This is a genomic window from Gimesia maris, assembly GCF_008298035.1.
Taxonomy (GTDB): Bacteria; Planctomycetota; Planctomycetia; order Planctomycetales; family Planctomycetaceae; genus Gimesia; species Gimesia maris.
In genome coordinates, this window is the sequence record NZ_CP042910.1 from 2,628,969 (window position 1) to 2,641,327 (window position 12,359).

Here is a 12,359-nt window from a genome sequence, read left to right on the forward strand (position 1 = left end):
AGGAACTTATATATCAGGCTCAGGAGAACTGTGATGCATGGATTGCCAGAAAAGTTAATGAACTTCAATACCTTCAGATCGCATTTGGTCAGAACGTTTCGAGTGATCCTGATTCCCGTTCTGCTTTTGACTTCCTGTGCCTCAGATCGTGGCCAGATGACTGCCCACCAGGCAGGCTCAATAAAGGCAGGCAGGCAGTTGGTTGACAGCGAGGACAGAAAGTCACAGGCTGCACATGTAGCTGTGGCTGCATCTGAAATCGATCTCAATAATTCTGTAGCGACGACACCTGCCGAATCGAGAAAAAAGTTGACTTTAACGTCTTATCACGAATCTTTTGAAGGAAAAATACCACCACCTGTCCCACCGGTAGGAAGCTCGGACGTACCAGAAGCAGATCCTTCGGAAAATGCTTTGACACCAACCAGCCAGTTGTTGACCTTGGGCGAACTGGAACAGATCGCACTATCTAATAATCCCACCCTGGCTTTGCAACGGGCGGAGGTCGAGAAAGAGCGGGGGAACTGGACGCAGGTCGGCCTCTACCCCAACCCAACCGTAGGTTATGTCAACTCCACTACGAGCAGTAATGGTGACACGCAATCGAATGGTATCCTCGTGCAGCAGACATTTATTACTGCAGGGAAACTGGACAAGGCCCGAGCAACTGAAACCTATGGCATCCAGACTTCGGAACTGCAACTCGATGCCCAGCAGATGCGCGTCATTAATGGCGTCAGGCTGCGTTACTACGATGTGCTGGGAGCGCAGGAACAATTACGGTTGGTGAAGGAAATTGCCCAACTCTCGCAGCAGACCCTGGATGCGGCAGAGAGGCTCTATAAAGCTGAACAGGTTCCGCGGACAGATATGTTGCAGGCCAAAGCGCAAAATGCCACTGTGAGGACCGCACTGACGAACGCGCATACAGATTACGAAACTGCCTGGCAAAAACTCGCTGTGATTGTGGGCTGTCCAGAATTACCACCCAGTCAGCTGATGAAACCGAAAGATGATTTACCTCAATTTGATCTGGAAGCGGAATGGCAGCGTCTATTGTCTGAAAGCCCCCAGTTACTCACAGCGGAAAGCCAGATCGGCATCGCTCGCGGACAACTGGCCAGTGCAGAGGCCGCCCCAGTTCCCGATGTGACTTTACAATTTGTTACAGATTACAATTCGGTCGGAGACTACGCGACATTTAATACCCTGGTGGCACTTCCATTTCCGCTGTTCAATCGCAATCAGGGGGGCATCTATAATGCCGCTTCCGAAGTAAACCGATCCGAACGCGAACTGGAACGGGTGCGTCTGGTATTGCGCGATCAGTTGATCTCCTCATATCGTGATTACATGCTGGCGCGGAACCAGTCCGAACAGATGCGTAAGGAAGTGCTACCCGATCTCAGGGAAGCACTGGAACTGATGATTAAAGGTTATGAGAAGGGAGAATTCAGTTTTCTGGCCGTGCTCAATGCACAGCAGAACAACTTCCAGTCAAACCTGGAGTACATTGATGCATTGAACCGGGCACATCGATTGTCGGTTGAAATATCAGGTCTGCAGATGACCGGAGGCCTGAACCCGGCAACCATTGGAACGGCAATTCAGGAAGCGGGGGGCGGCGGTAGATTGCGTGCAGTCCAGCAGCAGTTGCAGAAACAAAGCAACGCGAATCTGAGTAACTTTGCTCCCGCAGCACTCTAGGACCACTCGAATTCGTCGAAGTCATCATTGTAGTTCAGCAGCTCCTGAAATCTCCGGTGAGATTCAGGCACAGAGTAAGTTCCGATCAGTCAACTGGAAACGCAAATCAGAGGAATATTCAACGTGAGCGGTGGAACAGGGGGGATTCTTGCCTCAATGCGATTCATCAGTTATGGCATTGATCTCCTGTTCAACCCGATCTATACTTAGAATAAGTTAGGCAAACAGGGTTTAATATGTACATGCAGCACATGATCAATGTCGTAATGACCGTCCTGGTGATCGTATGCCCCTATCTTCCATGTAGGGATACGTGTCTGGGATCGTGTGCCGCTGCGCAGTCTGAGTCGGCACCCGCTCAGAAATCTGCAAGTGCAACCTGTTGCCATCACAGAGATTGTGAAGATCAGAAACAGCATTCTGAGAATCAGGAACAGAGACCAGTCCAACCCCAGTGCCCCCAGGATGGCAAACTGCCAAATTGTTTTTGTGGGGGGGCTGTAATCGCGACTATGGTCGACTGTCCCAGCCTGATCGAGGCTGATTCTCTGGCTGAATTTCTCCTTGTCGACCTCAACGACGTCGCGCACATGTCAACCAGGTCCGTCTGTCTGAGGGACAATCCCCATCGAGGCTGCCACTTCCCGCCGTACTCTTCCGGGCGGGAAATCTGTCATTTTTCAGCCTCCTATCTGCTCTAAAGCGTTCGACACGAGCATCGTAGATTATCCGTCCTTCCGGATGAATTTGCGGTCATTTCTTGACTTCCGGGTCTGTTTCCAACTGCTTAAAACCATTTTACCAGGCTCCTGCTTCTCAAAATATTGAGCAAGAAAGGACATCTCATGAGTCAATCTGTCATAGGTCGACCCTCCGTTAATCCAGATACGTCTGCTCCCGACTCTCCAGCCCCAACTGATCAACGTCCCCAGGGACTGGTCTGGAAGCTTGGCCGCTGGTTCCTGGATGGGTTACCCACCTTCATCGTCATGTCCGTATTAGTCGCCATTGGTTATTACGGGCATACCCACCATTGGAAAATCCCGACGTTTGCAGAATTCACGGGGCAGGCGAAGCCTGTAGTCAAGGACTGGTGTGAGGAGCACGGGGTTCCTGAATCCAAGTGTGTGATCTGTAACCCTGACCTGATTACTGCCGGACCCGATTATGGCTGGTGCACCGAGCATGGGGTCAACAACTGCCCGTTGCACCATCCCGATGTTGCTGAACTGAAGAAAACCCCGGTAATCTCTGCCGCCGCAATGCAGCAGGCCGATCGTGCTCTCGCTCTGCGGGAGCGACCGAACAATAACGCTGCCTGCAAGGTATATCAGAAGCGAATCCAGTTCGCTTCCAACGACGCGGTTCAGCAGGCTGGTGTTGATGTAGAACTGGTCGATCAGGCCCCTGTGACAGAGTGGGTCTCGGGAACAGGAGAAATCCGCTATGACCCCACACGTCTGGCAAATCTTTCTTCACGCGTGCCGGGAACTGCCTGGCGGGTATTTAAAAATGTGGGAGACCAGGTACAGGAAGGAGAAATTCTGGCGGTCGTTGATGCGGCGGAAGTAGGACTTCTCAAAACTGATCTGGTTAAAGCGATTGTCGCCGAGAAACTGGCACGCAAAAACTTTGAACGCCTGAATGGACTCAAAGGAGCCATCGCAGGTAAAGACATTCTGGAAGCAGAATCCATTCTGGCAAAGGAAGAGGCCGAAGTTCTGAGCGTCGAACAGGCACTCGCAAATCTGGGCCTATCCGTCGATATCGCTTCGATTGCGAATCGAAGCAAGCAGTCCATGATTGATCGCTTACGTTTCCTGGGTTTTCCCAGCGAACTTGCAGAACAGTTTCGCTCACAGACCGCATCAGCCAACCTGATCCCGGTTCGCAGCTCAATGAACGGAGTGATTACGGAGCGGAACGTCGTTTCCAGTGAGGTCGTCACCCCGGAGCGGACCTTGTTTGAAGTGGCAGACCCCAGCTGGATGTGGCTGATACTCAATGTTCCCCTGGAAGAAGCATCTTTGATCCAGGTAGGACAGCAGGTCCGATTTCATCCCAATGGAAGCCGTAAAGAAGTTACCGGGAACTTGAGCTGGATCAGCACTGCCGCTGATAAACAGACACGGATGGTAAAGGTCAGGGCGGAAATCGATAATGCGGAAGGTCAGCTTCGTGATGAGACTTTTGGCGCGGGCCGAATCATTCTGAGACAGGAAAAACAGGCGGTCGTGATTCCCCAGAGTGCAGTGCACTGGGAGGGATGCTGCCAGGTGGTCTTTGTTCGTAATAAGCATTACTTCGACAGCACCGAGAGTCCCAAAGTCTTTCAGTTACGAAATGTTCGTACGGGGTTCGTAGAAGATGATCGTGTGGAAATCATAGCTGGTTTGCTTCCAGGAGAAGTCGTCGTGACTCAGGGGAGCGACGTATTGCGGGCACAACTTCTCAAGAACAGCCTCGGAGAAGGCTGTTGCGCTGAATAGAAGGGAATCAAAGAATTATGCTCAACTGGCTGATTGATTTTTCACTGCGCCATCGTGCCTTGGTAATATTGTGTACCGTGGTATTTGCAGGCGTTGGGGTGATCTCGCTGAGACACCTTGACATCGATGCGTTTCCCGACACGACGCCGGTACTGATTCAGATCAATACGGTGGCGCCGGCGCTTTCACCCGATGAGGTTGAACGACAGATTACTTTTCCGGTCGAGCAGGCGATCAGTGGTTTGCCTGGTTTACAGGATTTGCGGTCCATTTCGAAATTCGGCTTATCACAATTGGTCGTGATTTTTGAAGACGGAGTGGACATCTATTTTGCGCGGCAGCTGATCAGTGAACGGCTGAGTACGGTTCAGCTTCCAGAGGGAATCCAGCGACCGCAGATGGGACCGGTTTCGACCGGTCTGGGAGAAGTCTTTCACTATGTTCTGACTTACGAGGGAGTCGATTTTTCCCGTTTACCGAACGAAGAACGGGTCAAACGGCTGACCGAACTGCGAACGCTTCATGACTGGGTAATCAAACCTCAATTGCGTTCCGTGCCGGGAGTGGCCGAGATCAACAGCTGGGGGGGCTATGAGAAGCAGTACCAGGTACGCCTCGATCCAGATCAGATCATTAAACACGAACTGACATTCGACCAGGTGGCCCAGGCCCTCCGCGAAAACAACCAGAATGTTGGTGGTGGAACGATTACCGATCGTAGCCAGATGCTGCTGGTCCATGGAGTGGGGCGGACCGTCAATCTGGAACAGATCGATAATGTCGTCATCACGTCTCGTGACGGAGTTCCAATTCGGATCAAAGATGTGGCGGATGTGCAGATCGGGCATGAAATACGTCGCGGCACGGTGACCGCCAACGGTCGCGGAGAAGCCGTACTGGGACTGGGCTTCATGTTGATGGGAGAAAACAGCCACGAGGTGACACATGCTCTGAAAACTCGACTGCAGGAAATCCGGGAGACTCTGCCTGCAGGTGTGGAAATCCAGACGGTTTATGATCGTACTGAACTGGTGGACCACGTGATTGAAACCGTGCAGAAGAACCTGTTCGAAGGCGGTTTGCTCGTGGTTGCGGTGCTATTTATATTTCTGGGGAACCTGCGCGCCGGTCTGATTGTGGCTCTGGCAATTCCTCTTTCGATGCTGTTTGCCTTTTCGGGCATGTTGAAGTTCGGCATCGCAGCGAGCCTGCTCAGCCTGGGGGCGATTGACTTCGGTCTGGTGGTAGACAGTTCCGTGGTGATGATTGAAAACTGTGTTCGCTGCCTGTCACACGGCACCGACGGTCGCAGTCGACTGGAGATCATCCGCGATGCTGCCATCGAAGTCCGCAAACCGACCATGTTCGGCGAGCTGATTATCATGATCGTCTACCTGCCGATCCTGACACTGGAAGGCGTCGAGGGCAAACTGTTTCGCCCCATGGCACTGACAGTCATTATGGCCCTTGCTGGTTCTATGGTGCTCTCACTGACACTGATGCCTGTGCTCGCCAGCCTGTTCCTCCCGAAAAATCTCAAGGACAAAGAACCGCTGCTGATCCGCGTACTAAAATGGCTGTATGCGCCGGTGCTGCGGTTCACCATGCACCACAAAGCAGCAGTGATCGGTTTTGCGCTCTCAATTCTGTTTGTGGCCTTTGGTCTGATTGCCCCCAACCTGGGAACGGAATTTGTGCCGCGTCTCTCGGAAGGGGCTGTCGTGATCAACGTGGTCCGTCTGGCGGGAACCGATCTGGAAGAAACAATCCGCTATAACACGCAGATGGAGAAAGTTCTGCTGGAGAAGTTTCCAGACGAGATCGTGCATGTCTGGAGTCGCGTCGGGATGGCGGAGGTTGCCACGGACCCCATGGGGACGGAACTGACCGACCTGTTTGTCACTCTGCGTCCCCGAAACGAGTGGACGCGTGCTGACACGCAGGAAGAACTGACAGTTCAGATTCAGGAAGAACTTCGCGATCTGCCTGGCCCGCGTCTGGCGATGACTCAACCCATCGAAATGCGGATGAATGAAATGATCTCCGGGGTCCGCTCAGATGTAGCTGCGATTCTCTACGGAGACGATCTCGATCTGATGGTCTCCAAAGCCTCTGAAATTGAGCAGGTGCTCAAATCAATTGAAGGGGCTGCCGACGTGAAAGTGGAGCAGGTCACCGGTCAGCCGGTGCTGGAAATCAACATCGACCAGGATGAAATCGCCCGTTACGGCATTCCGGCACGGACCGTGCTCGACCTGGTGGAATCATTGGGCAGCAAACATGTCGGAGAGGTCTATGAAGGACAGCTGCGATTTCCCCTGATTATCCGGCTACCCGAGCAGGCACGCACGGATCCCGAGGCGATCGGCTCGATCCTGGTAGCCACTCCTCAGGGAGAGCAGATTCCCCTGTCGCGACTCGCTGACATTGAGATCGTGGAAGGCCCGAATACCATCAAGCGGGAATGGTATCAGAGGCGGATTACCATCGAAGCAAATGTCCGGGGTCGCGATATGGGGAGCTTTGTCGCTGAAGCGCAGCGTAAAGTCGACAAGCAGATAACCCTGCCAGCCGGACGTTACCACATCGAATGGGGTGGACAGTTCGAGAACCTGCAGCGTGCCCAGGCCCGCCTGATGATTGTGGTGCCGGTCGCGATGCTACTGATTTTCGGCTTGCTGTATATGACTTATAATAACCTGATCGATTCAATTCGCGTCTTTACTGGCGTCCCTTTCGCCTGGGTCGGGGGAATTTTCGCACTCTGGATACGGGAAATGCCGTTTTCGATTTCAGCGGCCGTGGGTTTTATCGCCCTCTCCGGTGTCGCGGTACTGGATGATATGCTTCTGGTCTCAACCATCCGTCGATTGCGCCGCAGAGGCAGTTCGCTAAACGAAGCTGTCGAAGAGGCAGCTATGACCCGTTTGCGTCCGATTCTGATGACTACGCTGGTGGCCAGCCTCGGCTTCTTTCCAATGGCCTTCAATACCGGTATGGGAGCAGAAGTGCAACGCCCCCTGGCCACAGTCGTGATTGGTGGCGTCTGCAGTGCCACGATCATGAGCCTGCTCGTTTTACGTGTGCTGTACGTGGTCTTTAATTTACCCGCAAGTCGCAACGACGATGAGGAAGACGATGACGATACCACTAAACCAACACAACCGAACAATCCGGATTCCAGGCATGTGCCTGAAACGGCTTCGGTTTAATATGACTGGTCAATGTACCAAAAAAGGAGAAAAAATGACTAAACAATCATGGACCCGGTGTCTGACAATCCCTGCGATTGTGTGTGGACTTCTGGTGATCACGGGCTGTGCGGAGAGTGGAAATGACGTAGCCCCCGTGGCCAAAGCTGAAGAAGACCATCATGAGCATGGCGAAGAAGGGCACGATCATGAACACGAACACGGAGAAGAGGGGCATAACCTGCACGGTTTCTGGTGTGCTGAGCATGGCGTTCCGGAGGAAATCTGCGCCCAGTGTAGTACCAAACTCGCCGCTGATTTCCAGAAGAAGGGAGACTGGTGTGAAGAGCATAAACGTCCTGATTCGCAGTGCTTCATCCATCATCCCGAACTGGAAGAAAAATTCATTGCCCAGTACGAGGCCAAGTTCGGTGAAAAACCGCCCGCACGTAAGGATAAATAAGATCCGCGAGCAGACAAAAGCGGAAACACAGTCGATTAGCAGCCAGGTAACCCGCCCGAATTCAAGCGGGTTGCCTGTTCTGTTTTACGCTGTCGCACTGCTGATCTGCGCATTGATTCCTGGCTGCCAGAGTGCCGCTTCAGATTCATCTCATTCCAGTTTGCCTGAGGTTACAGATTCGAATTTTCAAAAGTCGGTCCTGGAGGCGGACCAGCCAGTGCTGGTGGAATTCTGGGCTCCCTGGTGCCGCCCCTGTATCGAGATGATCCCCCTCCTGGAAGAGGCGTCAGAACAATTTGCGGGACGCGTGAAGATTCTCAGAATGCGCATCGACGAGAACCCGGCTACTGCTGCCAAATATGAAATCGACGCGCCCCCCGCGTTCCTTCTCTTTAACGAGGGGAAGGTCTTCAAGCGCCGACTCGGGAAACAAACACAAGCACAACTGACGAGCCTCATAGAGAATGTCTGCGCAGAAACTGCCTCGACTCGTCGGGTACAAATAGACTGTCGCCCGTTAAGTCTCGTAGCCAATTGATCATTGAAAACAAAATCTGGTGAAAGAGCTGACGTGGGTCGGGTCACATCTGCCGTGAATGACTATTGGTTGTGATATTTTAGGAGCGAACGCGCGTACCCTGGGCGTGAAGAAATGACTTGCTTTTCGATGTGATCTACGCCGCAATCCGCTCGTACGACTTGATCAGTCCTCCGAGATGTTCCTCGCAGTGGATCTCATCGAGCCTGATTGTCTCGAATTCCGGCGGTGGCTCAGCACAACAGGGCGGCAGATATTCTCGTGAGCTGTGCGCTCGATGTTTGTTGTAATAATCAACGAATTCCGAAACAAGATAATCGAGATGCACTTTGCCGAAAGGCTGCGTACGTTCGTGAAGCTTTGTATGAATTTCACCTGGTATACGATCCCGCAGAATCCGGTTCTCATTTTTCAAATAGAGGACGTATTTGGCCAACAGGCTGTCGGAAGCAGTCGCAATCAGTGTCAGCAGAGGATGAAAAAGTTGGATCATCGTGGTAAAATCAGTCTCGGTGGTAACATGCTGTAAAATAAGGAGATGTCACTTAATTTGTACCCCGCTGAGACACAGTTCACATTCGATGGACAGTCTCTTTCAGGGCTTTGCGGAACCTTCACCGACTGCAGGGCCACAGAGTTGACGCAGTTCACCTTATATAATGGTGTCGCGGCTGCTATTAAGCTACTCCAGAAAAATTCGAAAGCGGTGAGTTACCTCTAAATCACCGTAGAGGGCTCGCCCTTTTGTAAGCTCCTTTGATCTCATGACTTCCGGAATCAGCCCGCGCAATAGTCGTTACGAAGAGGGTTTTGTACGGGACGGGGAGCTCTACTTCTAATTGTTGAATGGGAAACAATCGAATTGCCTCCGGTTCGTGATTTTCGATGGCTTGGCCATACTCGAAACCATCGACTTTGGCGATATATTTACCTCCTGTGACACCTGCTTCCTCAAGTGTCGGTATAGGCCATTTTCAAAATCAAGGCTCAGTCGGGCCCCCTCATTACCTGCTACTCCATCCTCGAATTTCCTGTTCGATTTTGAACCAGATGCCGAGATTACTTTTCAGTCACTCCCGTAGCAGTAGTTTTCTCGTCCGGTCTGGCGGGAACAACGCGAATCACGCGACCGCTCTGGTGCTTGTCGCCATCCATTTCCACCGTGCGAACTCGCAGCAGATGCGTGCCCGGCTTCAAACCGGCGGGCAGTTTCGCATGCCAGAGATGTGTGGACTTTTTGGCATTCGGCATACTACGGTACTTCTTATCTTTCACACTATTCTCAGTCTCAGACAGTTTCTTGAAGCCCGGATCAATGCCTGGCCGAAATTCCATCGGAACCCAGGTTCCAACCGCTCCGATCAGCATTGCAACTTTGGAACGTTCCGAACCATTGAACACGTTGACAATCACATCTGTCTCGACCAACTGGTTGGCAGCGACTTCTTCCGGAACCATGATATTCATCTGATACTTCTCAGAGCGGCCTGCCGCCCGAAAGTCCAGATTGTATTCCTTGCCATCAAAACGAATGATGGAATAACCATTCGGCGCCCCGTCGGCCATCACGGTATGCGGAATGCCCCGTTCGTCAGGAGTGCCAGACCACCAGCTGCCACAAACCGTTACGTTGATGATGTGATGATGCGGTTTCGGGCCACGCCAGCCATCTGCTTTGGTGATGAAACGGTGCTCGTGATGATGCGTGTGACCGGAAATCGACATGCAAAACGGACGTTTTTCAATCAACCGGTACAACTCCTGTCGATCGTTGACGTTCACCAGCGGGATATGCATCATCAGCACAACCAGCTGATCTTCGGGAATCTGTTTCAGGTCGTTCCTGATAAATTCCATCTGTTCTATACCAAGCCCGCCTTGATATTTTCCTTTCTTATCTTTTTCTGAAACTGTCCATTCGACATCATCGAGGGTAATAAAATGCACGGTCCCATAATCGAATGAGTAATACGCCGGCCCATACTCGCGTTCAAACGTTTCATCACTCAGTTTGTCATTGGGAGCGTCAAAGTTGATGTCATGGTTGCCGATCACGTTATACCAGGGAATGCCCAGCAGCGCGATGCCGCGCGCCTGCGATTGGAACAGAGAAAGATCGTTAAACAGAATATCGCCCAGAGTCACGCCAAACGAAGCGTCGGTTCCAATCAGATCTTCGATGACATCATGGGCGATATAATCGATTTCCTTTTGATCGCGGGGCTGCGGATCACCAAAAAAGATCGCCCGGAATTCCGCAGGTTCTTTCTGAGGATACAGCGGAAAATCGACCGACGCAGGCAGCGGACCGGTCGGCTTGACCCCCGCGTACTTTGATTTTGGTGAGCCGTTCGGCTTGTGAATATAATAGAATTCCGGCGTCAGATTCTTGCTCAGCGGCGTCCGCCATCCCTGTGGTTTGATCACAAACAGAATCGTATCACCCGTAACCGGCAGTTGATACAAACCATTTTCGTCCGTGCAGACAACCTCGCGACCATTGGAAACGCGAACACAAGCCAGGCCCTGTTCCCCGGCGTCCCGCTGGCGATTGTTGTTCGCATCATAAAACACATAACCGGTGGCTGTCTGCGACTCCTTTGCTGTTATTGATTCCGCCCGTCCGTAGGTCTGACCACTCGATACCAGCAGTAAGACCACAAGCAATTTTGTCAGTGATGATCGACCCATTTTTTTCCCTTATCAGTAAACCAGATAAATTTGCTTTAATCATGTTATGTTCCGTAGCATCGGGGTAAAACCCATAGACCATTCTTTATGTGAGGTTTCCGGCAATACTATTCAAACCGTAAGTGGGAATCCTTACTAATTTCCTCATTTTGAGTATTGTTACAATAACATCATACAAAAAGCAGAGGGGGTTTCAGGGGAATATAGGAGCCTATCAAAAGCGACAAGCCGCGTCCGCAATACGAGCAGAGAAATCTCGAAAACGACGGATGGAATAATGTGGCCACTCGCCACGCTAAAAGTGAACCAAATGCAAGACAGCGCAAGAAATTCGGGTGCGAGGATCACCAGCTGTAAATTCTGTCGGCTTCAGTCGTCCGCACGATCTGACAGGATTTTCCCCGTCGACGCCTCAATAGTCAGCTCCCGCTCAGAACCGGCATGCAGCGTCTCTACTTCCCATTGACCATGCTCATAATCCATTTCCAGGATAGGCTGATAACCCGCCTGCTCTATCTGGCGGGCGATTTGGGAAGCGGCCAGGTCTTTGATACTCAGTTTCTGATGATGGAAATCCGGATGCTCGCTAATAATCGCCAGCGTCTGCGGGTTGACGTGGACCTCAATCGGCTTGTTCTTGCGAAAGGTTTCGATTTCCCAGACACCGTCGTCAAACGCAGCTTCCACAATAGGTGTCAGCCCCTGTTGTTCCAGCTTTGATAAAACCTGTGAAAGCGGACTGGCCTGGCTCGGCGGGACATCAGCTTCTGCTACGGTTACTACTACGCTCACAAGACTTCCCAATAATAATACGGTACGCATGATTGACTCCTTAGTCAGTAAATATTTTGGAAAAGGATTTCCGTTCTTACAGTCAGATACTATCAAGCGTGCCTGAAATCAGGATGAACCAAAGATAAAATCCACTTCATGTTTGAAAAATAAATCAGCTTGCATTACCGGGCTTTATCAAAGCTGCCACCTAATATGAAATAGACCGGGAAACGGAAAAAATATTTGACAGCCATAATATGTCACATATCGTATGTCTGGATGTGAAGTCAACTATGACACCAGTCACACGACTTTGTGTCCGATTGATTCTTATCTTCCCGGTGACATCAGCCACCGGAGTCCTTGATTCTATCTGATGTAAGGTGAAGTCGAATTGTTCTTCAGTGTATCGTGTTCGTTTCATTTCCCGCTCCTTTCTCAAAATATAAGCTAACAAAACCTCTCACATTTCACATGGATCAAGAAACGGGGTGGGAAGATCACTC

General features: G+C 51.5%; 8 protein-coding genes. 5 read left to right on the top strand and 3 right to left on the bottom strand.

Going from position 1 to position 12,359, the window contains the following annotated elements; all coding sequences use genetic code 11:
• The first annotated feature begins 33 nt into the window (after positions 1–33).
• The 5 genes from GmarT_RS09750 to GmarT_RS09765 all read left to right on the top strand — a co-directional run bounded on the left by GmarT_RS09750 (position 34) and on the right by GmarT_RS09765 (position 8,388).
• Entirely contained in the window at positions 34–1,707 is a 1,674-nt protein-coding gene (locus tag GmarT_RS09750) for a TolC family protein (RefSeq protein WP_044239889.1), read from the top strand.
• Between the two features lie 845 nt (positions 1,708–2,552).
• Complete coding sequence (locus GmarT_RS09755; RefSeq protein ID WP_002648771.1) at positions 2,553–4,196, top strand: efflux RND transporter periplasmic adaptor subunit; 1,644 nt, start codon at positions 2,553–2,555, stop codon at positions 4,194–4,196.
• Between the two features lie 17 nt (positions 4,197–4,213).
• Positions 4,214–7,408 (top strand): efflux RND transporter permease subunit, encoded by a 3,195-nt coding sequence (locus GmarT_RS09760; protein WP_002648770.1) that lies wholly within the window; start codon positions 4,214–4,216, stop codon positions 7,406–7,408.
• A 34-nt stretch (positions 7,409–7,442) separates the two neighbouring features.
• Positions 7,443–7,850, top strand: a complete 408-nt coding sequence (locus GmarT_RS29465; RefSeq protein ID WP_044239903.1) for a hypothetical protein — start codon at positions 7,443–7,445, stop codon at positions 7,848–7,850.
• On the top strand, positions 7,819–8,388 hold the full coding sequence (locus GmarT_RS09765) for a thioredoxin family protein (protein WP_157158992.1): 570 nt from the start codon (positions 7,819–7,821) through the stop codon (positions 8,386–8,388). The genes GmarT_RS29465 and GmarT_RS09765 overlap by 32 nt, the downstream gene beginning before the upstream one ends.
• 136 nt (positions 8,389–8,524) lie before the next feature.
• Here the strand turns inward: GmarT_RS09765 and GmarT_RS09770 are convergent, their stop codons facing one another.
• From GmarT_RS09770 to GmarT_RS09780, 3 genes are all read right to left on the bottom strand, one after another.
• On the bottom strand, positions 8,525–8,881 hold the full coding sequence (locus GmarT_RS09770; protein WP_002648767.1) for a hypothetical protein: 357 nt from the start codon (positions 8,879–8,881) through the stop codon (positions 8,525–8,527).
• Positions 8,882–9,447: 566 nt separating this feature from the next.
• Positions 9,448–11,079: a calcineurin-like phosphoesterase C-terminal domain-containing protein gene (locus GmarT_RS09775; protein WP_002648765.1), complete on the bottom strand. Its 1,632-nt coding sequence runs from the start codon at positions 11,077–11,079 to the stop codon at positions 9,448–9,450.
• 369 nt (positions 11,080–11,448) lie between these two features.
• Entirely contained in the window at positions 11,449–11,901 is a 453-nt protein-coding gene (locus tag GmarT_RS09780; RefSeq protein ID WP_002648764.1) for a PepSY domain-containing protein, read from the bottom strand.
• Between the last annotated feature and the right edge of the window lie 458 nt (positions 11,902–12,359).